At 57.5% G+C, this 26,583-nt stretch carries 18 protein-coding genes and 1 tRNA gene; 9 read left to right on the top strand and 10 right to left on the bottom strand.

Annotated elements, in window-relative coordinates; translation table 11 throughout:
- Window positions 1-374: 374 nt before the first annotated feature.
- The 6 genes from P3M64_RS02280 (at window position 375) to P3M64_RS02255 (ending at window position 8,304) form a co-directional block, all read left to right on the top strand.
- Window positions 375-1,517 (top strand): OmpA family protein, encoded by a 1,143-nt coding sequence (locus P3M64_RS02280; protein ID WP_165886239.1) that lies wholly within the window; start codon window positions 375-377, stop codon window positions 1,515-1,517.
- Between the two features lie 148 nt (window positions 1,518-1,665).
- Window positions 1,666-2,889, top strand: a complete 1,224-nt coding sequence (locus P3M64_RS02275) for an LL-diaminopimelate aminotransferase (RefSeq protein WP_165886248.1) — start codon at window positions 1,666-1,668, stop codon at window positions 2,887-2,889.
- Window positions 2,886-4,178 (top strand): homoserine dehydrogenase, encoded by a 1,293-nt coding sequence (locus P3M64_RS02270; protein WP_132938286.1) that lies wholly within the window; start codon window positions 2,886-2,888, stop codon window positions 4,176-4,178. The genes P3M64_RS02275 and P3M64_RS02270 overlap by 4 nt, the downstream gene beginning before the upstream one ends.
- A gap of 122 nt (window positions 4,179-4,300) precedes the next feature.
- Window positions 4,301-5,257, top strand: coding sequence for a class II fructose-bisphosphatase (glpX, locus tag P3M64_RS02265; protein ID WP_132938287.1), 957 nt, complete (start codon window positions 4,301-4,303; stop codon window positions 5,255-5,257).
- Window positions 5,258-5,262: 5 nt separating this feature from the next.
- On the top strand, window positions 5,263-7,041 hold the full coding sequence (gene recJ, locus P3M64_RS02260; protein WP_132938288.1) for a single-stranded-DNA-specific exonuclease RecJ: 1,779 nt from the start codon (window positions 5,263-5,265) through the stop codon (window positions 7,039-7,041).
- A 39-nt stretch (window positions 7,042-7,080) separates the two neighbouring features.
- Window positions 7,081-8,304 carry a hypothetical protein gene (locus P3M64_RS02255; protein ID WP_132938289.1) on the top strand — a complete coding sequence of 408 codons (1,224 nt, stop codon included), beginning with the start codon at window positions 7,081-7,083 and terminating at the stop codon, window positions 8,302-8,304.
- A 111-nt stretch (window positions 8,305-8,415) separates the two neighbouring features.
- Here the strand turns inward: P3M64_RS02255 and P3M64_RS02250 are convergent, their stop codons facing one another.
- Window positions 8,416-9,639 carry a 6-phosphofructokinase gene (locus tag P3M64_RS02250; RefSeq protein WP_132938290.1) on the bottom strand — a complete coding sequence of 408 codons (1,224 nt, stop codon included), beginning with the start codon at window positions 9,637-9,639 and terminating at the stop codon, window positions 8,416-8,418.
- 216 nt (window positions 9,640-9,855) lie between these two features.
- Here P3M64_RS02250 and P3M64_RS02245 point away from each other — a divergent pair.
- A tRNA-Glu gene (locus tag P3M64_RS02245) sits at window positions 9,856-9,931 on the top strand.
- Window positions 9,932-10,418: 487 nt separating this feature from the next.
- Here P3M64_RS02245 and P3M64_RS02240 read toward each other — a convergent pair.
- The 8 genes from P3M64_RS02240 to P3M64_RS02205 all read right to left on the bottom strand — a co-directional run bounded on the left by P3M64_RS02240 (window position 10,419) and on the right by P3M64_RS02205 (window position 20,842).
- Window positions 10,419-10,643, bottom strand: a complete 225-nt coding sequence (locus tag P3M64_RS02240; protein ID WP_132938291.1) for a FeoC-like transcriptional regulator — start codon at window positions 10,641-10,643, stop codon at window positions 10,419-10,421.
- Between the two features lie 3 nt (window positions 10,644-10,646).
- On the bottom strand, window positions 10,647-12,998 hold the full coding sequence (feoB, locus tag P3M64_RS02235; protein ID WP_132938292.1) for a Fe(2+) transporter permease subunit FeoB: 2,352 nt from the start codon (window positions 12,996-12,998) through the stop codon (window positions 10,647-10,649).
- Window positions 12,995-13,366, bottom strand: a complete 372-nt coding sequence (locus P3M64_RS02230) for a FeoA family protein (protein WP_165886240.1) — start codon at window positions 13,364-13,366, stop codon at window positions 12,995-12,997. The genes feoB and P3M64_RS02230 overlap by 4 nt, the downstream gene beginning before the upstream one ends.
- Window positions 13,367-13,535: 169 nt before the next feature.
- Window positions 13,536-14,726 carry a BaiN/RdsA family NAD(P)/FAD-dependent oxidoreductase gene (locus tag P3M64_RS02225; RefSeq protein WP_322111134.1) on the bottom strand — a complete coding sequence of 397 codons (1,191 nt, stop codon included), beginning with the start codon at window positions 14,724-14,726 and terminating at the stop codon, window positions 13,536-13,538.
- Window positions 14,727-14,871: 145 nt separating this feature from the next.
- The gene (mprF, locus tag P3M64_RS02220) at window positions 14,872-17,505 is read right to left on the bottom strand and encodes a bifunctional lysylphosphatidylglycerol flippase/synthetase MprF (RefSeq protein ID WP_132938294.1); all 2,634 of its coding nucleotides are present in this window, start codon (window positions 17,503-17,505) and stop codon (window positions 14,872-14,874) included.
- Window positions 17,506-17,657: 152 nt separating this feature from the next.
- Window positions 17,658-18,440, bottom strand: a complete 783-nt coding sequence (locus tag P3M64_RS02215) for a 3-hydroxybutyrate dehydrogenase (RefSeq protein WP_132938295.1) — start codon at window positions 18,438-18,440, stop codon at window positions 17,658-17,660.
- Between the two features lie 94 nt (window positions 18,441-18,534).
- On the bottom strand, window positions 18,535-19,647 hold the full coding sequence (locus P3M64_RS02210) for a DUF3734 domain-containing protein (protein ID WP_132938296.1): 1,113 nt from the start codon (window positions 19,645-19,647) through the stop codon (window positions 18,535-18,537).
- A gap of 373 nt (window positions 19,648-20,020) precedes the next feature.
- Window positions 20,021-20,842, bottom strand: coding sequence for a substrate-binding periplasmic protein (locus P3M64_RS02205; RefSeq protein WP_132938297.1), 822 nt, complete (start codon window positions 20,840-20,842; stop codon window positions 20,021-20,023).
- A 418-nt stretch (window positions 20,843-21,260) separates the two neighbouring features.
- Here P3M64_RS02205 and P3M64_RS02200 point away from each other — a divergent pair, with 418 nt between their 5' ends.
- Entirely contained in the window at window positions 21,261-23,615 is a 2,355-nt protein-coding gene (locus P3M64_RS02200) for an ATP-binding protein (protein WP_165886241.1), read from the top strand.
- Window positions 23,616-23,736: 121 nt separating this feature from the next.
- Entirely contained in the window at window positions 23,737-25,341 is a 1,605-nt protein-coding gene (locus tag P3M64_RS02195; protein WP_132938299.1) for a sensor domain-containing phosphodiesterase, read from the top strand.
- Here P3M64_RS02195 and P3M64_RS02190 read toward each other — a convergent pair.
- Window positions 25,338-26,579, bottom strand: a complete 1,242-nt coding sequence (locus P3M64_RS02190; RefSeq protein WP_132938300.1) for a tetratricopeptide repeat protein — start codon at window positions 26,577-26,579, stop codon at window positions 25,338-25,340. The two genes, P3M64_RS02195 and P3M64_RS02190, sit on opposite strands and share 4 nt — an antisense overlap.
- Window positions 26,580-26,583: the final 4 nt, after the last annotated feature.

Here is a 26,583-nt window from a genome sequence, read left to right as displayed (position 1 = left end):
TTAACTTGGAAGCGTTTTCAGGGTTATTCGCATTGGATAGAGGAGGGTAAAGAATATCCCGGAATTTCGAGTTAGGCCTCCCTCGACCCTATGTACGTGGACGCCGTCGTTTCAATCATTATGAGATTCCCGCTTTTCCAGTATGATCGCAAGCTCCAATCTCGGTAACGCCGCAAGGGGGGCGTGTTCGCGCCTTGCGTGCTTTACCTCGTCTTCCATACATTGCATTCTTATTCTTAACAAAAGCGGTACAATGTGCAATGAATGCACAGTTAATTTTTTAAGTCTTTGGGGGCGGTCGTATTCGCATGGCGGACATCAGTGGCAGTAGGCATGGCGCCTCGGAGCGAGGCGCTCCGACTGGATTAAACCCTGTGACGCGGCTCGTGGCTTTGTTGGCGCTTGGCGCTATCGCCGGGTGTTCTTCGGTTCCCAATGCCGCAAACCCGGTTGAATGGTACAAAAGCGCTTCGGATTTTTTCACCGGTGGCGACACCGCCGGGCAGGCCAAGGCGCCGGCGAACGGTCTTGTCGCCGACAAGAACGCGCCCAAACCGCAAGCTTCAAAAAAAACCACACCCGGCGAAACTTCCAGCGGCCTGAATAGCGCGGATGGGGCCCAGGCGTACGCCTCCGAACCGATTCCCCGGCAAAGCGCGCCAAGCAGCGTGCTCAGCGAGACTCCGCCCACCGCCGAGGCGCCCGCTCCGGCCGCTCAACCGGTCATCGCGGTGACGCCGGAACAGATTGCGCCGCCGCCCACGCAACATACACAGACGGGGCAGGCTTCCGATACGTCGCCCCCCACCGCGCCTGAAAACCTTGGCGCAGTGGCGTCGAAGACGTCGCCTTTGCCGCCGCCCGTTTCTCCGATGGCCGCCGCGAACAGCGAATACGGGACCGTGGTGATTGATGGTGCGACCGCCGGGCGCGGCGCGCCCGAGATGTCCGCGCGCAAGTTGGCGGAATTGACCGGGGCAAATGGCGCCGGCGGCGAGGCCGCTGATTCCTATAAGACGGTTATCATCTCCAGTGATGGCGTGGATACCGCCAACGTGACGGAGTCCAGCGGAGCAATCGTGCCCCACAAGGGCGAGCTTCTCTTTCCATCCTCCGCGAAAACCCCGGGTAAACCCGTCGCGCACGGCGCATCCTCCGTGGGCGACCTGAAGGTGGCGAGCATCCTGTTCGCCAACGACTCCGCCGGTCTGGATTCCCGCGATGTTTCCATTTTAAGGGCGGTTCGCGAACTGCAGGCGGAACGGGGGGGGGAACTTCGTGTCGTGGGCCATGCCTCTTCGCGTACCGCGAATATGGATCCCATTCGTCACAAAATGCTGAATTTCAAATTGTCCGTCGAACGGGCCGACAACGTCGCGCGGAAATTGGTTTCCCTCGGTGTCCCTAAGAGCGCGGTGCAAATTGTCGCGGTCTCCGATACGGAGCCGTTATACTACGAAGTCATGCCCTCTGGGGAAGCCGGTAACCGCCGGGCCGAAATTTTTCTTGTTAAGTAAGGCGTTGACTTAAGTAAGTCTTTGACGGCGCGGCGCGCGCCAAGATTCGGACGCGGTATCCAAAAAAAACGACAATGCTTGGGGAACGGGCCGGATCCGTGCGAAAACGACCAGTTATAACCCTGCGGTTTTTTTACACATGAGCGATATGAACCAAGATTTTCATCGAATAAAGCGCCTTCCGCCCTATGTTTTCGCAGAGGTCAACGCCATGAAGGCCCGCGCCCGCGCCGATGGCGCGGACATTATCGATTTCGGTATGGGCAATCCCGACTCGCCGACTCCGCGCCATATTGTCGATAAAATGATCGAAACCGTGAACAATCCGCGCACCCATCGGTATTCGAATTCGCGAGGAATTCCGGGCTTGAGAAAGGCTTTTTCGGCGTACTACGAACGTCGTTTCAATGTCGCCATCGATCCCGAAAGCGAATGCATCGTGACCCTGGGGTCGAAGGAAGGCTTGGCTAATCTGGCCTCGGCCGTGACCAGCCCGGGCGATGTGATCTTGGTGCCCAATCCCAGCTATCCGATTCACCAATTCGGTTTTATTATCGCCGGCGCGGCGGTGCGCAACATTCCCGTGGCGACAGGGGAAGCCTTTTTCCAATCTCTGGATAGCGCGGTGCGTCACAGCATCCCTAAGCCGACCATGCTGGTGTTGAATTATCCGAACAACCCGACGGCGTGCATGGCGGATTTGGATTTCTATGCGCGTGTCGTCGATTTTTGCCGCCATCATAAAATTTATGTTCTTTCCGATCTCGCCTACGCGGAGATTTATTTTAACGATAATCCGCCGCCGTCGATTTTGCAGGTGCCGGGGGCGCGGGATATCGCGGTTGAGTTCACGTCGATGAGCAAGACCTACTCGATGCCGGGCTGGCGGATCGGGTTCGCGGCCGGTAATAAGGACCTGATCGCGGCTTTAACGCGGATCAAATCCTATCTCGATTACGGCGCGTTTACCCCCATTCAGGTGGCGGCGGCGGCGGCGTTGAACGGCCCCCAGGATTGCGTCGAAGATATCCGCAAGCTGTATAAGGAACGCCGCGACACCCTTGTCGAGGGACTCGGGCAGGCCGGCTGGAAGTTACCATCCCCCGAGGCGACAATGTTCGCCTGGGCGCCCATTCCTCCGGCTTTTCGCCATTTAGGATCGTTGGAATTTTCCAAATTATTGCTCAGCGAAGCCCAGGTCGCGGTCGCGCCGGGAATCGGTTTCGGGGAGTACGGCGACGGATTCGTGCGCCTTGGTCTCGTCGAAAATAAACATCGCACCCGCCAAGCGGTGCGCAGTATTAAACAATTCCTCGACACCTATGACCATGTCATCGAGGATTCGGAAAAAAAACGCGCAGAGGCATCGTGAACACTCCTTTAAAAATAGCCATCGCCGGACTGGGAACGGTCGGCGCCGGCACCGTTGGCGTGATCGAAAAAAATAGCGCCCTCCTGAAGGCGCGCTGCGGACGGGAAATCGTCATTACCGCCGTCAGCGCCCGCGACCGAGGCCGGGATCGAGGCGTCGATGTGTCCCCCTATGCCTGGTACGACGACCCTTGCGCGATGGCGCAAGATGCCGATTGTGACGTGGTTGTCGAATTGATCGGCGGCTCGGAAGGCGTCGCCCGCGATCTGGTCACCGCGGCGCTCGGTTCGGGCAAACATGTGGTGAGCGCGAACAAAGCGTTGTTGGCCCATCATGGTGTTGAACTGGCGAAAATAGCGGAAGAAAAAGGTGTTTCCTTGAATTACGAGGCTGCCGTCGCCGGGGGAATTCCGATCGTCAAAACCCTGCGCGAAGGTTTGGCCGGGAACGCGTTGTCTCGGGTTTACGGTATTCTCAATGGAACCTGCAATTATATCCTGAGCACGATGCGCGAAACCGGGCGCGATTATGCCGACGTCTTGGCCGAGGCTCAGAGCCTGGGCTACGCCGAGGCCGATCCCGCTTTCGATATCGAGGGGGTTGATGCCGCCCATAAAATCGCCATTCTCGCCAGCGTCGCTTTTGGCGGAGCATTGAACTTTCCTTCGGTCCATGTCGAAGGCATCACGAATATTTCCGCTCTGGATATTCAATTTGCCGATGAACTCGGCTTTCGCATCAAATTGTTGGGGATCGCGGAACGCCATGACGATGTGATCGACCAGCGGGTGCACCCGTGCTTGGTGCGGGGGGGCAGCCCCATATCCACCGTCGAAGGCGTCTTCAACGCCGTCGTCGCCGACGGTGACGCCGTGGACACCCTGATGCACGAAGGCCGCGGCGCCGGAGCGGGGCCGACCTCATCGGCAGTTGTCGCCGATATCGCCGATATCGCCCGCGGCGTCAGCGTTCCCACGTTTGGCGTCCCCGCCGGTGTGCTAAGAGATTACGCCAGCCAATCCATCGCCGATCGCCATGGGGCGTATTATTTGCGGTTGATGTTGGTCGATCGTCCCGGCGTCTTCGCCGATATTGCTTGCGCGTTGCGCGACCATGACGTCTCGATGGAGTCGTTGTTGCAGCGCGGGCGCAACCCGGGAGAACCCGTTCCCGTGGTCGTCATCACCCACGAAACAACCGAACGACAAATGGCCCAGGCCATTGCGAAAATCGCCGATATCGACGGCGTTCTCGAGGCTCCGCACATGATCCGTATCGAAAGTTTTTAAATCACGCGGCGTTGGCGTAAACTTGACTTGAGGCGTTTTTTCTTGGGCGTGGCGTGGTGCGCCACGACAGTGGCGTTTGGGGCGGGCGTGTTTGACGGTGCGAAATTTGGGAGGCGTCATATATGAGCGACAGCAGCGGTTCCGGACGTAATCTCGCGCTTGAGGCCGTGCGCGTTACCGAAGCGGCCGCGTTGGCGGCTTCACGCCTGATGGGGCGTGGCGATGATGAGGCCGCCGACCGCGCCGCTATCACGGCCATGCACCGGGCCATCGCCAAGCTGGCGATCGACGGCGCCGTGCGTTTCGGTGATAACGGCGATCTTCTCTTTCCCGGGGAAAAAGTCGGGGCGGGTAATGGGCCGCAGGTCGATGTCGCGGTAATGGCCTTGGAGGGGCCGACGATTATCGCCAAGGGTGAACCCAATGGCTTATCGATTCTCGCGATGTCCGAAGAGGGGGGGTTTTTGAATGTCCCCGACCTTTACATGGAAAAAATTGCCGTCGGCGCGGGCCTCCCCGAGGGGATCGTATCTCTTGAACGCGCGCCCGCGGAAAACCTTTCCGCTGTGGCCGACGCCAAGGATATGGATATCGGCGATTTGGTCGTGTGCGTCTTGGACCGGCCCCGCCATGCACAGCTGATCTCTCAGGTGCGCGAGGCGGGGGCGAGAATCGTTTTGATCCGCGATGGTGACGTCAGCGGCGCCTTGGGCGCCGGGTGGCCGGAAAGCGGCATCGATCTGTACATGGGGATTGGAGGCGCCCCCCAGGGGGTGATGGCGGCGGCGGCGCTGAACTGCGTTGGGGGGCAAATGCAAGCACGGTTGGTTTATCGCGACGATGGCGAACGCCACCTGGCCCAAGGGTGTGGTATCCACGATTTAGATCGAATATGGACCGCGGCGGAAATGGCGAACGGTGATGTCACGTTCGCCGCCACCGGGGTGACCAACGGCGCATTGCTCGCCGGGGTGCAAAATCATGGCGTGCATATTACCCATTCCATCGTCATGCGTTCGGTCACCGGAACCGTCCGCTACATCGAGGCGCACCATAACTTCGCCGATGGGCGACCTTGAACCGAATGACCGACGATAAAAATTTTTTGAACGTCGCGTCGTCGTTATCGGGACGGCGATGGGCTAGCAAACCCGTCGATGAACGTTTGGCGTTGACCTTCGCGCAGCGTTTGGGGATTCCCGACGTGTTGGCTCGGGTCCTGTCGGCGCGCGGCGTGAGATTGGATGACGCCGAACGTTTCCTGGATCCGACATTGCGGGATTTTTTGCCCGATCCCGCACATTTGAAAGATATGGACGGCGCGACGGAGCGTTTGGCGAGCGCCGTCATGAGTGGGGAGTTGATCGCTATTTTCGGCGATTACGACGTCGATGGCGCGACCTCTTCGGCCTTGCTCGCGCGGTTTGTTCATGCCGTGGGCGGCCGGGCTCTGGTGTACATTCCCGATCGTCTGCGCGAAGGTTACGGCCCCAACGCGGCGGCGATGGCGCGCCTCAAAGAACAGGGTGCCAGCGTCGTTGTTACCGTGGATTGCGGAACCGCCGCATTCGCCTCTTTGGACGCCGCCGTGGACCTTGGCTTGGAGGTGATCGTAATCGATCACCATACTGCGGAACCGGCTTTACCGAAGGCGGTGGCGATCGTTAATCCCAACAGGTTGGATGAACATAGCCCGCACGGCAATTTGGCGGCGGTCGGCGTGACCTTTCTTCTCGTCGTCGGGGCCAATCGGGTTTTACGCAATGCCGGATGGTATAAGACGCGTCCCGCGCCGGATCCCTTGCAGTGGCTCGATATCGTGGCCTTGGGAACGGTCTGCGACGTGGTTCCTTTGACGGGCGTTAACCGTGCTTTGGTCGCACAGGGGCTAAAGGTGATGGCGCTTCGGCGGAACGTCGGAATGAGCGCCCTCGTCGATGTCGCGCGGATTGACGAAAAGCCCAACGCCTACCACGCCGGTTTTGTGCTGGGACCCCGGATCAACGCCGGAGGGCGGGTCGGGGCTTCGGACTTAGGCGCGCGCCTGCTGCGCACGGATGACCCCGAGGAGGCGAAAATTCTCGCCCACCGGCTCGACGAGCTTAACCGTGAACGCCAGGACATCGAAGGCGCGGTCTTGGAGCAAGCGCTGGCGCAAGCCGAAGCCCATTACCTGGACGACCCGGTATTGGTCGTCGCCGCAAAGGGGTGGCATCCGGGAGTTGTCGGCATTGTCGCTTCGCGTCTGAAGGAACGGTTCAACCGCCCAGCCTGTGTCGTCGCCCTGGCGCAGGGGCAGGGGACCGCATCGGGGCGATCCATTTTAGGGGTTGATCTGGGGGCCGCCGTGATCGCCGCGCGCCAGGCGGGAATCTTAGTCAAGGGAGGTGGGCACGCCATGGCCGCGGGGTTCACCGTCGCCGAGGACCGGCTCGACGACCTGCGGCGCTTTTTCGCCGACCGCTTGGCCGAGCAAGTTATTCAAGGCACGCGGGTGAACGATCTTTATCTCGATGGGGCCATGGAAGTGCGCGCCGCCACCGTCGCCTTAGTGGAAACCCTGTCCCGCCTTGGTCCCTTCGGTAGCGGTAATCCGGAACCGCGTTTCGCCCTTGTTGACGTCGGCATCGCCAAGGCCGACCCGGTCGGCAAGGCGCGCAACCATGTGCGATGCATTTTGCGCGGCAAGGACGGCGCGACGATAACCGCTATCGCCTTTCGCGCCATGGATAGCGATTTGGGACCGGGGTTGCTGGCGCACGGTGGACGACCTTTTCACATGGCGGGGAAATTGCGCATCAACGAATGGAATGGAAACAGGCGTCCTCAGTTGCTGATTGATGATGCCGCGCCTATATGGTGAGTATTCGCGATAATCATCCACAATAGCGAGGGGTAGGGCATGGCCACGGTCTTTTTGGCCGCGGAAGTATCGACCGGGCTCGATCCCGTCAATGTGCTTCTTCCGATCGCCAATCGTTTGCGACTCCATGGTCATACCCCGGTTTTCGTCTTGCGCGATTGCAACCGCCCCATGGTGATTTTGCGTCAACAAGGGTTTTCCGTGTTACAGGCCCCGGTTTGGCGTGCCGGACGGGGCGCGCCGCAACCCGATCCCATGGCGTACCCCGATTATGTGCATTATTTGGTCAAACTGGGAATCGCCGACGGTGCGGCCATAACGACACAGGTTGATCGTTGGCGCACCTTGATCGAATTTCATCGTCCGGCGTTGGTCGTGGCCTACGATAGTCCGGGATTGATGATTGCGGCCCGTGGTCGCGCCCCCGTGATCGCGTTGGGGAAGGAGGGGACCCTACCGGCGATCACAGAGTCCGGACGTTATCCGACCTTATGGGGCGCCGCGGCCCCACCGGCGCGGGAACAGGGATTGGTCCATGTCGTCAATCAAGCCTTGGCGGGCTTGGGCGAGCCGGAGATTAATTTACTGAGCGACATCACCAACGCCTGCGTGGACCGCTTTGTTTTGGACCTCCCCCAGTTTGATTTCTACGATGATGTCCGCCGACCTAAGGCCGTGGGACCGTTGTTGTCGGTTCCCGGTCCTGCGGCGGCGCCGTCCGGGGCGGGGGCCTACGTCCATGTCAAAAGCGACGTGCATACGGTGGATTTTTTGATGAACGCCCTTGGACAATTCACGATGCCCGTCCGCGCATATATCGAGGGGGTATCGCGGGATTTTCTTTCGGCGATGGCATGGCGTGATGTCCATCTGTTGCCGCGCCCCGGCGATGGCGAGGACGAGGCGGGGAAGGCCTTGATCGTTATTCATGACGGCAATCCTACGTTGGCCGGGATATGTCTGTCGCTGGGGCGCTCCCAAGTGGTCTTGCCACAAACGCCGGGGCAATTTGTGATCGCCGAAAAAATCGAAAAACTTGGTGTCGGCGCGGTATGTTACGGGGCGGCTTGTCAAGATGGCGCCATCGAATTGGTCGGTCTGGCCCTAGCGTTGAACCCGACGGCCTGGCAATGGGCGGAAAAGATGGACCGCCGAGGGTCCTTGAAAAGGGTCTTCAACGCCTGCCTCGTCGCGACGGGTGAAAAACCGCCGTCCGGCCAAACCGACACGGGGAAAAAACAGGGGCGGCGTAAAAGACGTTAGGGCGTGAATGGAAAAAGGGCCAGATTCGGGAAAAATAGAAAAAAGGCCGGCGCTTGTGTCGGCCTTTTTCCCATCGCGTCGATAATCGCCATCGTTATCGGTTTGTCCGGTTTATTTCTTGGTCAGAATTTTAGGCACGCCGTTGGACATATCGAGCCGGGAAGCCACCGGCATGTTCGAACCCAATAGCGGCGCCAGATAGTCCATAAACTTCGCGGTTACGCCATTGGCCTCGCGGTTGATGAAGGATTTGTGCATGACCTTGGTTTTGCCCGCGACGTCCTTCAATTGCGACAGCTTGTACTCGACGGCGTAATCGCCAACCCGATGGATGGTCACCGTGCCGTGGGCGCGGTCGCTATAATTGGCGAACAGGGCGGCCTTACGGCCGACTTCACGCGCTTCGATGCGATCGACATCGGACACGCAGCCCAAGAACGAGCGTTGCAGATAGCCGAAGGTATCGCCGCGTACGCGGGTGATGCCGGTTTTCTCCTTGATCTGGTCGCACAGAAGATCGGCCAGCGCCCCGGTGCCGGAAAGTTGAATGTTGCCGTGGGCGTCGCGTTCGACGTCTTTCGCCAGTTTGGTGATGATCGGCGTACCCTTGGCGTCGTGAATGCCTTCCGAGACGGCGATCACGCAGCGCCCGAGCTTGTCGTATATCCTTTTCACATCCTTGACGAAGGCGGTCATGTCGAAGGTGCTTTCGGGAAGATAAATCAGATGCGGTCCATCGTCGCTATAGAGCTTGGCGCCCGCGGCGGCGGCGGTCAGAAAACCGGCGTGGCGGCCCATCACGACGCCGACGTAAACGCCCTTGAGGGCGGCGTTATCCTGGTTGATCCCAGCGAAGGCGCTGGCGACGAAGCGCGCCGCGGAGGGGAAGCCCGGGGTGTGGTCGTTGACCGTAAGGTCGTTGTCGATGGTCTTGGGAATATGGATGCAGCGCAGGGCGTACTTAGCCTTGACGGCTTCCTCGCTGAGGATGCGCAGCGTGTCCGACGAATCGTTGCCGCCGATATAAAAAAAGGTGCCGATATCATGAGCCTGAAGGACCTTGAAAATGTCCTTACAGTATTTGACGTCGGGTTTGTCCCGGGTGGAGCCCAATGCGGAACACGGCGTGTCCGCAACCGCTTCGAGATTTTCCAGCGTTTCGCGAGACAAGTCGAGAAAATCTTCATTGATAATGCCGCTGACGCCGTGGCGCGCGCCGTAAACGTGCTCGACACCGGCGAAATTGCGCGCCTCAAGGACCGCGCCGACAAGAGATTGGTTGATCACGGCGGTCGGTCCGCCGCCTTGGGCGATAAGAACTTTGCCCTTGAGCATATGTAGCCCCCCCTAAAATTTCGCATGGGATTGAATTGTGGAACGAAAGTTGCGCGCCGATTTTAGGAGACACACCCATTTCGTGCAATTGCTAATATATCAAAAGGCAATTTACGCGGTAACGCCCGACGATCAAACATAAATGTCCCTTTTGTTTTCAGTTTGCGCTTGATTTTGCCCGCAAGTCCGTTTACCTAACGCTCCACCACAGTCGATGACCCCATCGTCTAGAGGCCTAGGACACCGCCCTTTCACGGCGGCAACACGGGTTCGAATCCCGTTGGGGTCGCCATCTCCGCGCCAAGCATCCGATCTTCATAAAAACATAAACCTCCCAACAGTCCCGGACTTCCGGCGACTATCCCCGTGGCGTGAAAGACATGATGAATTCCCTGGCCTGCGGCGGAAGCGTCCGGGCGCACCGAACAGGTACGTGGTTCGTAACCTTCCCCGTGGCGTGCGACCCGCGTTTACGTCGGGAAACGCTCTAACATAGCATGACAACGTCTGACTGTAGGGCGTGGGAGAATGAAGACCTCGTCAATTTAGGGGCGGCTCAATCGGAAGTTCGAGAACGCTGCCCGGAGAAAATTCAGCCCGTATTGGATATTCTCTGTCGTATCGCACGGTCGATGAGCACACGAACTGTGCTGTCTAAATTTTCAAACTGAATGCGAGACATAAACCCAAGAGGCCCGATACTTGCGAATAACTTCCCAAAGGCTTCATCGGCAAAAGGTAATACCCCCCCTTTTATCGCACGATGTCTCACGGCCGGTTTATTTTCCGGTCCATTCATAAATTTCCACGGTGAGGGGGGCGCATTTTTGGCAGCCCCCGCAGGCGCCGCCGTCACTGTCCAGGCGGCGCGCCTGACCCTTTCGGATAAAGTGGTCCAGCATGCCGCGGAGGGCGTCGGGTTCGGCGTCGAAGCGGTTGACCAGATCGCCGATCGGGGCGCGCTTTCGTTTCGAAAGATAAGACTTAAGGTCCGACAGGATCATCGCTTACTCCGCCGCCAATATGCGAATTTTCGGGTCGCGGCGCTGCCCGACGATCCGCATGATCGCAATGACCGCCGCCAGGCCCAGAACCAGACCGCCGATCCAGACCGATGAGGATTGCGGGTGGCGGGTGAAGGTGGCCGCCTGATAAAACCCGACCGATACCCCATAGGCGATGCCCAGGGTCCAGGCCGAGGAGAACACCGTCCAGCGCCCCCCGACCTCCCGGTTGATGGCCCCTAGCGCCGCCGCGCAGGGGATATAGAGAAGGATCAACAGCATATAGGCCATGGCCCCGGCGGCGCCGTCGAAACGCGAAACCATGGCCCCGAAGGTGTCGAGCGAGACGCCATTGGCCTTGGCCGCGCCCTGGACGCTATCGACGCCGGCGGCGCCGATCCCCAGCGGGTCGGTGACCAAATCACCGAGGGCGGCGAAGTTCCTCGGGATGGTGGATATGGCGGCCCCCAGTCCGGCGAAAAGATCATAGGGCGCGTTGCCTTCGTGGTCGGCCGTCGCGGCTCCCGCGACGTTTTCCGCCTTGCCCAAGGAGGAGTAGAGCGCGCTCAGGGTGCCGACAACCGCTTCCTTGGCGAAGACGCCGGTGAAAACGCCGACCGTCGCCGGCCAATTGTCGTCCTTGATGCCGAGGGGACCAAAAACCGGGACGATGGCGCGCCCGACGGCGCTTAGAACAGAGCGGTCGCTATCCTCGTGGCCGAAGGTGCCGTTGGGGCTGAGCGAATTCAAAAAGCTCATCATCGCGACGACCACGACGATGATCTTCCCAGCGCCGAAGATGAAACTTTTCAGTCGGCTCCAGGCCTGCAGCGCAATCCCCTTGGGGTTGGGGGCGTGATAGGGCGGAAGCTCCATGACGAAAGCCGTGGTTTCGCCCTTTAGGAGGGTATGCTTGAGCAGAAACCCGGTGCCGATCGCGACCGCGATGCCGATGATATAAAGCCCGAAGACGACGTTTTGGCCGCCGACGGGAAAGAAGGCGGCGGTGAACAGGGCGTAGACCGCCAGACGCGCGCCACAGGACATGAAGGGGGTCATCATCACCGACATGATCCGGTCGCGTTGCTGTTCGAGCGTGCGCGTCGCCATGATCGCCGGCACGTTGCAGCCGAAGCCGACGATCAATGGTACGAAGGCCTTGCCGGGCAAGCCGATGAGGCGCATGTAGCGGTCCATCAAAAAGGCCGCCCGCGCCATGTAACCGGTATCTTCAAGCACCGAGAGGAAAAGGTAGAGAAAACCAATAATGGGGATGAAGGTGGCGACGACTTGGATACCGCCGCCAAACCCGTCGGCGAGCACCACGCGCAGCCAGTCGGGGCTGCCCAGCGCCGTCAATATGGTCCCCACGCCATCGACGAAAACGGTTTTCGCCGCGATGTCGAAAAAATCGACGAAGACGCCCCCCAGGTTGATCGTGAACATGAACATCAGATACATTACCCCTAGGAAGATCGGCAATCCGAACCAACGGTTGAGGACGATCTTATCCAGGATGTCCGAGCTGGAGCGCCGCATGGCGCCCGTTTTTTTAACGACATGGTGGGCCAGCCCGTTGGCGAAGGCGTAACGGGCGTCGGCGATCAGGATGTCGATATCCTCGCCGAGTTCGTCCGCGACGACCGCCGCCACGTGCGTCAGGTCGGGGATCACGACCGGCCCCGCCATGGCGGCGGCCGCGGCGTCGCCTTCGAGCAATTTTACGGCGAGCCAACGCGGCGGCACGGCGTGGGTCGAGGCCGCATCGGCGATGAGAGGGGTGATGTCCCGGATCGCTTTTTCCAGAAGTTGGCCGTATCCGATGCGGGCGGAGGGCGCTCGGCGTTCCGCCGCCGTTTCCCGGATCGCCGTCTTCAATTCATCGATCCCCCCTTTACGGCTGGCCACCAGGGGAACCACCCGGCACCCCAGATGTTCGGCCAGATGCTTCACGTCCACCGCGATGCCCTGCTTGCGCGACAGGTCCATCATGTTGACGGCGACGACCATCGGAATATTCATTTCGAGGAGTTGCGCCGTCAAATACAGATTACGCTCCAGATTGGTGGCATCGACCACGTTGACGAGAACCTGCGCGTCACCCTGGAGGATGGCGTCCTGCGCGATGCGTTCGTCGAGGGATTCCATGCCGGGCAGCGCGCCCAGCGTGTAGACGCCCGGCAAATCGACGACGTGGACCGGGCCGCCATCGTGATAGCGCCCGGTCTTGCGATCGACGGTGACGCCGGGCCAATTTCCGACGCGCTGGCGCGCTCCGGTGAGGGCGTTGAACAGCGTCGTCTTGCCACAATTTGGATTGCCGGCAATGATGATGTTGAGTGAAGACCTGGTCATGGTGTCGTCGTTTCCCCGGGTGACTTTTCGCCTGTCGCGATATGATTATCACCCGATTTTCCGGGGCAGAGCATGACGATGATCATTTGCGCCGCCCCGGCGCCCAGGGCGACCCTGTTGTTACCGTCCGATACGACGACGGAACCGTTCCTCTGGTGAAGGACGACGTCGATGACAGACCCCTTGTGCAGGCCGAGATCGCCGAGCCGCTTGCCCAATCCTTTGCCGGTTTTGAAGGCGGCGATACGCAGCCGTTCGCCGCCGCGGGCGAGGGCGAGGGGAAAGGCCTTGGTCTTGGCCTCGTCCACGGACGCGCTTATAGCGTTCCCCGTGGCCGTTTGGCCGATATGTTCACCGCTATGATTCACGCCGATCTCCAGACTCTCAATCAGGATTTGTTGTTAATAACTATTCTCAATAATTATGCATATATTTTTTATGGATATTATTCAAGAAAAATATGCGAATCGTTCTCATGTATCCTGGATGCCGGGTCTCCTGGCCAGGTCTCCCGGTATGTGTCTCCAGGGGGGCGTTTTACACCGCTTTTCCGCACGCCGCCCCGGATGCCCACGCCCATTGGAAGTTAAATCCGCCCAAGTGCCCGGTGACATCGACGACCTCGCCGATGAAGTACAGGCCGGGGACCGATTTGACCTCCATGGTTTGCGATGACAATTGCCGGGTATCGACGCCACCCACGGTGACCTCGGCGGTGCGTAGACCTTCCGACCCCCTGGGGCGAAGACGCCAGGCATTGATGTGCTCCGCGAGACGGCGCAGGTCTTTGTCCGGGGTCTCGGCCAGACGACCGCCGACGCGCGCCCATTCGGCCATCCTGTGCGCCAGACGCTTGGGCAGGAGGTGCGCCAGCGCCGTGCGCACGTCTTTTTTGGGCGCGGTTTCTTTGGTTTCTTTCAGGCGCTTGAACACCTTGACGCCGGGCAGCAAATCTATGGTGAGGATGTCGCCTTCGCGCCAGTAGGAGGATATCTGCAAAATAACCGGGCCGCTCACGCCCCGGTGGGTGAAAAGGAGGGCCTCCGTGAACCGTGTCTTGCCGAGTGTGACGGTCGCCTCCAAGGAAATGCCCGCTAGCCCGTCAAGCTTGCCCAGGGTATCGGCGTCGAAGGTCAGCGGCACCAGTCCCGGGCGCGGCTCAATCACCTTGAGGGCGAACTGGCGGGCGAGGTCGTAGCCAAAGCCGCTCGAACCCATCTTCGGAATCGACGGCCCGCCGGTGGCGACGACCAGGGCCGGGGCGTTAAAAGTGCCGCGATCCGTCGCCACGGTAAAACCCCGGGCGCTCCTTGCGACGTGGGTCACGGTTGTCGCCGTGCGTAGGGTTATGCCGCGCGCCTCGTCCAACAGCATGTCGATGATCTGTTGGGCGCTCTCATCGCAGAACAGTTGCCCGTGTTCACGTTCGTGATACGCGATGTGGTGCTTCTTCACCAAGGCGATGAAATCATGCGGGGAATAACGTTTAAGCGCCGAAACGCAAAAGCGCGGATTATCGGATAGGTAGTTGGCGGGAGAGACGTGCAGGTTGGTAAAGTTGGACCGTCCTCCGCCGGAAATGCGGATCTTTCCGGCTATCTTTGGCGCACGCTCAAGGATCAGCACGCGGCGTCCACGCTTGTTCGCCTCGATGGCGCACATCAGGCCGGCGGCCCCCGCGCCAATGATGATGACGTCAAAATCCTGCATGGACCGTGGTATAGTCAAAGTCTCCGTCGCCGCCAAGCCCATCTTCCAAATCACCCCATAAAACGGGGGCCCTGCGTCATCGGGAAAATCGCCCTTGTTTTTGGAACGATTGTTTAAAAATAAAAATGCAGACGATTGAGGGGCGCTCATGAAGCAAGATATTTTAACGCTTCAGTGCGCCGACCAGCCCCCCACTGATCAAGGCGGCGATATCGACGGCGACAACGAGAGGGTCGATCCCCCCCGGTGTCGCTAGGTATTTGGGGCGCCATTCGGGGGCGAATTTTTGCTTGAACCGGCGCAGCCCGTTGAAATTGTAAAAATGCCCGGCATGGCGATAAACGAAGGCCCCAAAGCGGTCCCACATACGCGCCTGCGGGTGCGAGGCCAGACCGGCCAGAGGCGCCATGCCAAGGTTAAATTCCCGATACCCCTGATCCTTAAGCGCCAGCAACAGTTCGACAAAAAGAAAATCCATCGTCGCCGGTGAGATATTGGGCAAATGGCGCATCAGATCGACACTCGCCATGCTGACGGTTTCGGTGGTGAAGACATTGGCGAAAGCGGTGAGTTTGCCCTTTTCGCGGACAATGGCCAGAGGAAAATGGCGGATGTAATCGATACTGAACCGTCCCAACGAAAATCCTTTCTCGCGGGTATTTTTCGACTCGAGCCAGGCGTCGGATATGGCGGCGATCTCACCTAGCATCGCTTCACTTGGTGAAGGGGGGAGGAGTTCAAAGGTCAATTCCTCGCGAAGAGCCCTATTGTGGCTTTGACGCAAGTCGCGCCGATGCGCCCCCTGCAGGGAAAAGTCCTTGAGTGGGACGCGTGCCTCTTCGCCCAATTTGTGCAGAGTAAACCCGGCGTCGATATACCAAACCAGATTTTCCTCGCCAACTTGGTAGAAGGCGACGCGCCCATTATTGGCGTCGGCCAGCTTTTTAAACGACCAAATTAAATCCGGCCCATCGTCCGGATTGCCGACAGGCTCACCAAAAGCGACCCAACTGCGCCCGTGAGTGCCGTACATCAGAAAACTTTCCTCGGAGGGCGAGAAAACCAGCATTTTATCGCCGATCAACGCCAGATTGGCGTCGGCGTTGTTTTGTTTGCGGACGATGTCTTTCGCCTTTTTCAGGGCGCTTTCGTCGGGTGACTGGGAGCGAACCTTGGGCGGGCGTAGAGCGAAGACGACATACAGAACAAGAAAAGCCGATACCGCGGCCACGGCGGCGCGAAGGCCGCGCGGCGCTTGCTGATTGAACGCGAACTCCCACCACAATTGATTGCTATAAGGTATTGTTTTAAAAGAAAAAAACAGCACCCAAACAAGCCCGAACAGGGCCGCTATGCTCAACAGAAGCCAGGGTAGGGAAAGCGATTGGCTGAACACCCTGGCGCGGCGGTAAAAGGCCCCCTTGCAGGACAACAAGGCGACCGCCACCAAGGCCATGAGACCAAATCGATCAAAATCCAAATTTTGCGCCAAGGAAAGAAATGCCCCCGCCGCCACGATCGAAATCACCACCCACAAAGCGGCGCCGACGCGGCGGAGCAACGCCGGAGCGAGAACGATCATCACGACCCCAAGAATGCTCCCGGTAAGGTGGGAAAGTTCGACGAAGGCCAGGGGGAAAACCGTTTCTAGGGTTTCCAGGGTGTTTTTGGAGGCCGGAACCGAACCGCCGATCAAGAGCAAAAGACCGGAAATGAAGGAGACTCCCGCCGCCGCGATCGGGACCGACTGCTGAACGACGCCGGCGACCGGTTTGATAATCGTGGTAAGGCCCTGGATTTTGGGGTAGCGCGCCGCTGCGTGCACGCTAATTTCGCTCAAGGCCAACAGTCCTAGGGCAAGTAGAAACGGTCCCAAGTAGTAAAGGATGCGATAGGCGAACAGAGCGGCGGCGACGGCGTCCGATGGCATATAAAACTGCAAAGCGGTCAGCAGAACGCCTTCGAAAACACCGATCCCTCCGGGAATATGACTGGCGACGCCGGCCACCGCGGCGAAGGAAAACAGAGCCATGAACGTGAGTAACGGAAGATCGCTTTGCGGCAATAGGAGGTACAGCGTCATCCCTGCGAAACCTATGTCGAGGATGGAGAAGCCCAATTGTCCCGTTAAAATCGCGGTGGTGGGCAGCTGGAACGACCACTTTCCAACCTTGAAGCGTCCGTGTGTACGGCTACGATACAACAACAGACCCAGCGCCCCGCCCAGAACAAGAATGCCAAAAAGACGCACGACAAAGGGGGGGAGCGAAAGGATGGCGGCCAGGGCGTGCGGATGAACGATCACTGCCGCCGAACCGACGACGGCGATGCCAAAGCCAAAGCCGACGGCGCAGAAGGTGGAAACAATGGCGATATCCCCGCCATCCAGACCTAGCCTGGAATACAGCCTATAACGCACGGCGGCGCCGGAGAGGGCGCCAATTCCCAGGGTGTTGCCGAGGGCGAAACCGATGAACGACGTGAACCCGACAATCGCCAGGGGAAGTTTTTTACCGAGATAGCGCAACGCCGACCAGTCATACCCCACCAGCGCTAGATAACTGGCGGCGGTGGACAGGGCGGCGAGACCGAGAACCGGTTTAGGCACCTCGCGCAACCGCGCCATGACGTCGCGAAAGTGCACGTCCGCCAGAAGGCGATCCAGAGCATATAGTCCGAGAAGGAAAAGAACGGTCACGCCGATGGACGGGGCGATCGCCCAAATTTTGGACGCCCCCGTTCGGGAGAAGCGGACACCGCTTTCGCCGAATCTTACGCCGAAAACAGAAAATCTCACGCCGCCATCCTTTTATACGCTCCGCCGGAAAATCCAGAAGCTGTGTTGCGATAACTCGACAGGAGGGTAAAAGGATGGCGTGGATTTGCAAGCCCTCGTGTGCCGGGGGGCTTCGAATTCTCCGGCGTACGAGGGGGTTTTGTTAATGGCGGTTATTCCATGAACCAGCCGTGGCTGACGACTAGCGACTGACCGGTCAAAGCATTGGTCGGGAAAGCGGCGAACAGCAGGGCGACTTCGGCGACATCCTCGGTGGTGGTGAATTCACCGTCCACGGTACCGCCCAGCATGATTTTTTTCACCACCTCTTCCTCGCTGACGCCGAGTTCCTTTGCCTGTTCGGGGATCTGTTTTTCCACCAGGGGCGTTTTGACAAACCCGGGGCAAATAACATTGGCGCGCACGCCATGGGCCGCACCTTCCTTGGAAATGACTCGCGCCAACCCCAGAAGCCCGTGTTTCGCCGTGACGTAGGCCGATTTTAAGGGCGATGCTTCCTTGGAGTGAACGGATCCCATGTAGATAACCGAGCCACCGCCGCGCTTGTACATATGCGGGATGCATGCCTTGGTGGTGAGAAACGCGCCGTCGAGATGAATGGAGAGCAGTTTCTTCCATTCCGCAAAGGGAAAATTTTCAATTTTATGAACCAATTGTATGCCGGCATTGGAAACCAGGATGTCAACGCCGTCCCACGTTTCGACAACTTTCTCGACGCCGGCGTTGACGGCGTCTTCATCGGTGACGTTCATAGCGATACCGATAGCGCTTCCCGGACCCAGGGCGGTTAATTCCTTCGCGGTCTTTTGGGCGGCGTCGAGGTCGAGGTCGGCGATCGCAACACGCGCGCCTTCTAGGACGTACCGTTTGGCGATCGCTTGGCCTATGCCCCGCGCCGATCCGGTAATGACGGCGACTTTATCTTTAAGTTGCATTGTGTCCTCCATTTATCTTGCTGCCGATTTAACGAGAAAAGCGCGCCATATGACGCGTGTCCTCCAGAATTATGGGCGCGAATGAAAACAAGCTCTAAGAATCGCGGGCCAGATCGTATACATTGACGCCCCTTTGTGGTTTTTTTCGCTTTTTCCAGTCGTCATGGAGAAGGGTAGCCTCAACGTCGCGAACGCCATCTTGCCAATGTTCCTCGATCGACAACCTGGAAAATTCGTAATCTTTCGATTGCGCATAATATTGCCGACGTTGATGAATCAGGTGGACGATGGTTACGGCGGCGTCACAGCTGAACTCATGGAGCAAGGCGACATCCGGGTCATCCTTAAGGGTGTCGGGAAGTTTGTGAAGCAGACGATGCGTCGCCCTTCGTATGGATTGCTCGGTGCGAAAAATATCAGTATTCAGGCGGGTGCGGCTGGAATAGCGGATATCCTTCTGTCTTTCGGCGACCTGGGACAAGTTATCGGGCATCGGCCCACGGGCGCTGAAGAGGTCAACCTGAAAAATCAACATGTCGGGGCGGGGACGTTCGTCGAGGACGTACTGCAGCGGCGTGTTCGACACCAATCCCCCATCCCAATAATATGCGCCGTCGATTTCCACGGGGGCGAACCCCGGCGGCAAGGCTCCGCTGGCCATGATGTGCTCGGGCGTCAAGGACTGTCGGGCGCTATCGAAATAGGTGAAATTTCCGGTCTCAATATTGACGGCCCCGACGCTAATTCGGGTAGCGCCGGAGTTAAGCCTCTCAAAATCGACATATTTTTCCAACGTTTCGCGAAGTTGGTCCGTTTTATAGACACTGAGCGCACCCGGCCCGCCCGTGAAATGGGGAAAAGCGGGGGGAAATCGGGGTTCAAAAAATCCCGGAGCGCCCAGTACCGTGGTCAGGGCGGCGCTTGCCTTATTGTACAAGTTGCGCGAGGGCTGTGTGGGTGTCAGATAGGGGGCGGGAATTCGCGATGAGACCAAATCCCAAAAATCGCCCAAGCGCTTGGCCCTGAGCTCGGGAGGATTGCCCGCGATTAGGGCGGCGTTAACCGCACCGATTGAAATTCCGGCGATCCAGTCGGGGACATAGTCATTTTTGCTAAGGGCTTCGTAGACCCCCCCTTGATATGACCCCAAAGCGCCGCCGCCTTGAAGAACAAGTACGGTGCGTTCCCTTGTTTTTTGATCGTGCATCGAAGCCTCCGGGCATTTATATGGACATCAGTGTGGACGGGCCGCCGACAAGAATTAAGGTGACTGACTTCATGGTCGACCGCCGTCGCGGCAGGAAACAACAAGGCGTCACGCCGCGTTATGGTCCGTCGTCATGGTCTTTTACGTGGCGGGCCGTGCGTTCACGGCGCGGAGCGGTGAGAATAAAGATCGCTTCAGACTCCAAGAGTGCTCGAAGACTACGTAAAGATCATGTCGTTGCTATGGCAATGCGAAAACAAAATTATGGCGCCTAGAGTAAAGCGCGACGGCACGCTATGAGTGGCGCGAGCGGACGGTCCTCGTCTCCCGGGTCGCCCGAGACGGAAGACGGTCCACCATCCCGGAATTCGGCTTAGTTGCCCCCCAGATCCGCTGCCGCCCGGCGATAAATAGCCTCAAGGCTTCCATCTTCGATCATGGCGCGAATGATTTTATTTAATTGTGGAACCAAATATGCATTTTTTTTGTGCACGAGATGATGCAAGGGAGCCTTGAAGACGCTGCGCCCTATCGTGTGGATCCCTTTTCCCGGAAAGTATTTCGCTACATTGAAATCGGCTTCCGTATCGATGCCGATGACGGCGTCGGCTTTGCCGCTGAGCAAAAGTTGAAAGAGCTGGCGATAGTCTCTGACAGAGGTGCGTTCGATATCCTGCGTGCCCCTCTCCGCATACAATTCACCACGCACGATGCCGACGTGTAGCCCCTTTAAATCCTGCCACGATTGGATATCCCGATTGACGTTAACGGTATAGACGCGCCCATTAATGGCCATAATTGGACTGGGAACGGCGATAAGGTTCGAATACTGCGAACTGGCGCCCGGAATTCGGGCGATCTCCCCATCGTATGTTCCGGCATTCGCCTCTACCAGAGAGCGGCGTGTCGGTAGGGCCTCCCACTGAAAATGGATGCCGGCCTTGGCATAAATTTTTTCAAGAATGCGCGCACCGATTTGGTGTAATCGAATATGCGAAGATCCGCTAATGATAACGCTGTCGGTCGGAGCCGTGGAGGCGGCGCGCGCTTTTGAAATTCCCCAGGGGACGATGCTTGTCAACACGAGGCAGATAAGGAATACACCGTATGTGTTTCCGGGTAATAAACGGCTCACGCAGTCCTCGCAATTTAATAAATGTTGACCGGGCGTTGGAATGAAGTCGCCTCTTTTCATTTTTGCCGTCACTTTTTGGAATCAAGTAAAAAGGCGAAAGAAAACGCCATTTTCGACTCCGTAGCCCCCCCCTTCGAAAGGGCGGATTTTTCCGGTCGATGACAAGGGGGCGATGTATGGGCCGTGCCCGGTATCCACAAAGCAGGGGGAAAGAGGAGGGCGATAAAAGCATTGGTTTTTCCGTTACGCGCCTTACATCATTTAAACGGATATGGAGAAGGCGGCGTCTTGAATTGGGAACTTTATTTACCGTCCCATATTCTTGTGGTCGGCACCCACGTGGTTGAATGTCCCGGACGGTAAGTCGGCAAGGGCAGTGCGAACAGGGCTTTTGAGTTTCAACATGATACGCCTTCCTAAAGACAGAGAAACATCGGCTCCTCACCCGTTTAGAAACATTAGTCGTGTTGGGTTGAAGTTGGCGTTGTTGGTCGTCTTGTTCAGCGCGTTCATAACGTTAATCACGACGGCGGCCCAGTTGATTTTTGAATATCGGCGCGACGTATCCGAAATCACGCGAACTATCGATCGTATTCGCACCGGCCAGTTGCAAAGCCTTTCCAGCAGCGCCTGGGTGATTGATGGGCAACAAATCAAAGATCAACTGGAAGGTCTATCACGGTTACCCGGCATTGAATATCTGGAACTCACCTTGACCAGTGGGGAAAAATGGACGGCCGGAGAACGCGTGTCGGGTCGGTCTATCGTGGCGTCTATCCCGCTGCTGCACCGCTATCATGGCGAAAACCGTATCATCGCTCACGTGCGTGTCGTTGCGAGCCTCGACGCCGTCGTTGGTCGATTAATCGATCAGGGGGTTGTGCTTTTCGCGGTCAATGCGGTCAAATTTTTCCTGGTCGCCGGGTTTATGCTTTTCCTATTTCATTCCCAGATTACCCGTCACTTGCTCGCCATTGCGCAATCGTTGCAAGATTTTGATCCCAGCAAAAAAAATCCGCGGCTCACTCTCAGCCGTAAAAAGCATCGCGCGGAGGGAGGCGATGAGCTCGACGACGCCGTGCGCATTATAAACCAAATGCAGGAAAATATCGAAGTCACCTACTCGGCCATGGACGATGCGCGCGAAGAGCTCGAAGAGCGAGTCGAAAAACGCACACGGGAACTCAGAAAGCGTGTTGATGCGCATGAGATCGCCGAGCGGGAATTGGCGCGTAGCCAGCGCATGCTTTCCCAACATTTGGAAAATATGCCGATGGCGGCCATTTCTTGGAGTCCGAAGTTGGTTTGCCGGGGATGGAACGCGGCCGCGGAAAAAATTTTCGGCTTCAAGAGAACCGAAATGATTGGAAGGGCGTGCCTGGATCGAATGGTCGAGGCCGAGGAATTGGATGTGGCGAAGCAAACCCTCTTTGACATGATGCGAGCCAAGCGGCCGATGCAAAGCACGCACCGGAATAAAAGAGAGGACGGCTCGATCATCATGTGTGAATGGTTCGACGCTCCTCTGCTCGACGAGAACGGCGATGTGGTTGGCGTGGCTTCCTTGGGAATGGATGTTACGGCCCGAATGGCCGCCGAAAAAGCGCTTCAGGAAGCCAAGGCCTCGGCCGAGATAGCGCGAAAAGAGGCCGTCCGGGCGAACAACGCGAAGTCCGACTTTCTGTCGTCCATGAGCCACGAACTGCGCACGCCGCTGAACGCCATCCTCGGATTTTCTCAATTGTTAAAGTGCGATATCAACAGCCCCTTGCCGGAAACGCAAGCCGAAAATATCGACCAAATCGTGAAAGGGGGGAACCATCTGCTGGGTTTGGTCAATCAAATACTGGACCTTTCTAAAATTGAATCGGGGAAGGTGACGGTTTCGATTGAAGAGGTGGACTTCCTCGACGTTCTTGAGGAGTGTCTCAGCTTCATTGCGCCGGTGGCGGAATCTCGGAAAGTATCGATTCGATGCGTGGTCGCCCCCCACCATCACATATACGTACGCGCCGATTATACACGCCTAAAACAGGTGATCCTCAATCTACTTTCCAATGCCGTGAAATATAATCATGAGGGGGGTGAAGTTCGTATAAAACTTGAGATTGACGGGGACGGGTTTGCCCGTCTTAGAATTTCGGATACGGGGATAGGCATTCCCGAGCATGAATTTATCAACGTTTTCAAGCCGTTTTCCCGCCTGAATGTCGAGCAGAGCGAAATTGAAGGGACCGGAATAGGCCTCACCATATCCAAACAACTTATTTTGATGATGGATGGGCATATCGGCTTTCACAGCATCGAGGGACAGGGAGCCGATTTTTGGATCGACATACCTCTCGTCTCCTCTTCCAGTCCTTTTGTCGAGATATTAGGGGAAAATGATCCCGATATCATTCGTCGGGTGGCCCGCGGAGAAAATTTCCCGAGTGGACGATTGGACGTCTTGTACATCGATGATACGGCGGCCAATCTGGTCTTGATGGAAAAAATATTTTCGACGCTGCCGCAGCTTAATCTTGTTTGTGCGTCCAGTCTCGAATCGGGCATGAAAGAGGCTCAAAAAACGCCGCCGGGCGCGGTGCTTGTGGATTTGGATTTTTCCGGATCATCGGGAACCATCGTTATAAAAAAAATACGTGAAAATAATATGTTACGCGATGTCCCCGTCATTGCCCTTAGCGCAAATATAATGCCTTCGGAGGTTGCGAGCAGCCTAGAGGCGGGGGTCGAACACTACCTAACAAAACCGTTCGATTCGGCGGCATTGATTGAGGTTCTCAACGAGAGTTTGCACCTAGGCGCGCGCGCGCAAGTGTCGCTGGTCTGATCTATAAGAAACCCTGAACCCAAGCATGATAACCTGAATGGAAGAAATCTACGCGATCGACTGCAAATGCATAAAGACGCATGGTTAAGGGCGTTTTTTTAAGCTTCTTTTGGAAAATGTTGTGAACATCAAGAAAGAACGGGATCGCTTCGTCGCCTTGGCTTTTTGCCGGTCGGATGTTTTGCTGGAATTGGATACGGACGCCCGTGTTGTCTTTGTCGGCGGAGCGAGCGAATCTCTCCTGGGTGAAACCATGCAAAGCATGCAACAAAAACCGCTTTGCGATTTTATTTCCGATGAAGACAAGCCGCTGGTCCGCGCCGTATTGTTAGCTGCGCGCAAGAGGGGGCGATTTGAGGATATTCGCGTCCGCTTTCGCAATGCATCGCGTCCGGTGAGCTTTGCGGGGTACGTTCTCAACGATTTGGGTGGGCATTACTACTTATCCCTCAGCAGGCTTACGTCCCCGCATAAAAAAATTGTCGATGGGGTCTCGGGCTTGCTTGATTCGGGGTCTTACAACCAAAAGCTAAAAGAACTGGTGTCGAGACAGCCGCTTCCCCCCGGTTCGCAGGTGACGATGATCGAACTTCGCGAATTCGACGACCTGCGTTCACGGCTGGACGAAACCGCAGGGAAAAATCTTTTTAACACGATAGGCTCGACGCTTAGGGTCAACTCGATTGACGGCGACGCCGCGGCGGCGCTTTCCGAAAACCGCTACAGCCTTGTCCATGGAACGGGGGTCGCGGTCGATGATCTAAAGCAGCAAATCACGAATATGACGCGCGACGCCGATCCATTGGGAAAGGGGGTCGAGATCGGAACGGCCAGTATCCCGGTCAGCAATGAATTGGAACACGGCGCCAGCCCCGAGGATCTCGCCAACGGACTGGTCTTCGCCATTAACAAATTCCGCAACGCCAAGGACAGCACGTTTACGATCGAAAACTTGACACTGAACATGAAGCAGTTGGTCCACCAGGCCTCTGAAACGGTTCTCGGGTTCCGTAAAATTGTCCGTGACAACGCGTTTGAAATCGCTTTTCAGCCAATCGCATCGATTGCCGACGATAAAATACACCATTACGAAGCGCTGGTGCGTTTCGACAAGGATGAAGGTAGCACCTCGCCCTATGAAACAGTGATTTTCGCCGAGGAGACGGGATTGATCTCCGATTTCGACATGGCGATGCTGCGCAAGGTGGTCGATCGGATGTCGGGCGCCCCCCGAGACGGATCGATTTGCGCCGCCGTGAACATTTCGGGGAAGTCCCTTCTTTCGAGCAAATATCAAACCGGGCTCTTTGAAATTTTCGATCTGTATCCGTGGACGCAACGTAGTTTGATGTTTGAAATCACGGAATCCTCGAAAATAGGAAATCTTGACGATGCGGGCGAAGTCATCAAAAAAATTCGTGCCCATGGCTATAAGGTTTGCCTTGATGATTTTGGTGCGGGGGCGGCAAATTTCGAATATTTAAGCACCCTTGACGTCGATATTGTCAAATTCGACGGGCCGGTCGTCCGCAATGCTTACAAGGTGTCCAAAGGGCGGGCTTTTTTGAAGGCCCTGTCCAACCTGTGCCGCGATTTAGGCGTGGAAACCATAGCCGAAATGATTGAAGACGAAGCGATGTATCAGTTCGCTAAGGATTGCGGCGTCATGTATGTTCAGGGCTATTTCATCGGTAAACCGGCTCCAGATTTTATTACGTCACCCTAAGGTCGCGTATTTCCCGGCGCCACAGAAAGGCGTCTCAATGCGAATTGGGCCGCTTCGTATTGCCGGTAATCGGTGACGCCCGTCTGTACGGCGCGGTTGAAATCGGTCTTCGCCTGGATGGGGTCGCCGTCAATCAACGCCTTTTGGCCGAGAAAATAATAAGCGACGCAGGCCCGCCGGCGCTGCCCCTTTACATCATCCGATTGCGCGATTCCTCTCTCGACGTCCTCTCGACTCGCCTTCGCATCGAAATGTTTCAGGATAACGCCGGGCCATGGGGTCAAATCAATCGTTCGCAGATAATCTTGAAGATCGGCGTCGCGCTTGACGTCTCCGCGGCGGTCCGCGACATAAAGCCACAACAAGGCATAGCGTTCAAGTTCGGGCCGCGCGAAGCGCGCCGCGGATTTAAAATCCAAGGCGGCGCGATCGAAGTCGTCGTTGTAAAATCTAAGCACGCCACGACTGAGAAAAGACTGCGCATCTCCGGGGGTCAACTTGAGAACGCGAGAATAGTCCGCGATGGCCCCCTCTCTGTGGCCTCTTTTTTCCTCGGCCCATCCCCGGGCGAACCAGGCCTTGGCGAATCCGGGCTCTAGGGCGACGGCCTGGGAAAAGTCGTCATAGGCCTGATTGAAAAGGCCTTCATTGATGTTCTTCCAACCCTGCTTAAGGATATCTTGCGCGCTCTTGGTCGGGCCGGCTTCGCTATGTCGCGCGGCGGGTTTCGTGGCGGCGGGCGTGGGCGATCCAGAAACGGAGGAGGGGGCGGCGGCGGATGTGTTTTTCTGCGTTGGATGGGGCGGTGACGTTGGACGGAATGGTGTGGGAATTGGATGCGGCGGCGGGCGCACGGGTGTCCGCGCAAGCATATCCGTGCGCGCCAAAGACGTATGCGAAGGCCGCGTCGTTGATGCGCGCGGGGATGCAACGGTTTCTTCGATGGGTTGGGGGACGGACGCCCGTGGACCTTTTTGTTGCGCGACCGGCGGAGGAGATTGCGACGCGGCGGCGCGGGGAGATGGTGAGGGTGCGCGGATGGATACTTTGGCGATGATGGCGACAAGGGCGAGGAGGGTGAAAAAAACAGCGATGGCGACGGCCGGCTTGAACCACGCTCCAATGCGGCGAAATCCGAGAGTGTTCGTCTCCCCGAGCGTGAAGTTCTCGGCGGAGGGTGGCGTTTCCTTGTTGCGTTGCGCTTCGGATTTTCGCAGCGCGTCGAGAATATAGGACATTGCG

This window comes from Varunaivibrio sulfuroxidans (assembly GCF_029318635.1).
Lineage (GTDB): Bacteria > Pseudomonadota > Alphaproteobacteria > Rhodospirillales > Magnetovibrionaceae > Varunaivibrio > Varunaivibrio sulfuroxidans.
Note: the sequence above shows the minus strand (reverse complement) of the source record. Positions and strands in the feature narration are given on the sequence as shown.

What these genes read in the sequence shown, in the direction of transcription:
- P3M64_RS02275 (WP_165886248.1), top strand. Translation starts at nt 1,666, where the DNA reads ATGAACCAAGATTTTCATCGAATAAAGCGCCTTCCGCCCTATGTTTTC.
- glpX (WP_132938287.1), top strand. Translation starts at nt 4,301, where the DNA reads ATGAGCGACAGCAGCGGTTCCGGACGTAATCTCGCGCTTGAGGCCGTG.
- recJ (WP_132938288.1), top strand. Translation starts at nt 5,263, where the DNA reads ATGACCGACGATAAAAATTTTTTGAACGTCGCGTCGTCGTTATCGGGA.
- P3M64_RS02255 (WP_132938289.1), top strand. Translation starts at nt 7,081, where the DNA reads ATGGCCACGGTCTTTTTGGCCGCGGAAGTATCGACCGGGCTCGATCCC.
- P3M64_RS02250 (WP_132938290.1), bottom strand. Translation starts at nt 9,639, where the DNA reads ATGCTCAAGGGCAAAGTTCTTATCGCCCAAGGCGGCGGACCGACCGCC.
- P3M64_RS02240 (WP_132938291.1), bottom strand. Translation starts at nt 10,643, where the DNA reads ATGATCCTGTCGGACCTTAAGTCTTATCTTTCGAAACGAAAGCGCGCC.
- feoB (WP_132938292.1), bottom strand. Translation starts at nt 12,998, where the DNA reads ATGACCAGGTCTTCACTCAACATCATCATTGCCGGCAATCCAAATTGT.
- P3M64_RS02215 (WP_132938295.1), bottom strand. Translation starts at nt 18,440, where the DNA reads ATGCAACTTAAAGATAAAGTCGCCGTCATTACCGGATCGGCGCGGGGC.
- P3M64_RS02210 (WP_132938296.1), bottom strand. Translation starts at nt 19,647, where the DNA reads ATGCACGATCAAAAAACAAGGGAACGCACCGTACTTGTTCTTCAAGGC.
- P3M64_RS02205 (WP_132938297.1), bottom strand. Translation starts at nt 20,842, where the DNA reads ATGAAAAGAGGCGACTTCATTCCAACGCCCGGTCAACATTTATTAAAT.
- P3M64_RS02190 (WP_132938300.1), bottom strand. Translation starts at nt 26,579, where the DNA reads ATGTCCTATATTCTCGACGCGCTGCGAAAATCCGAAGCGCAACGCAAC.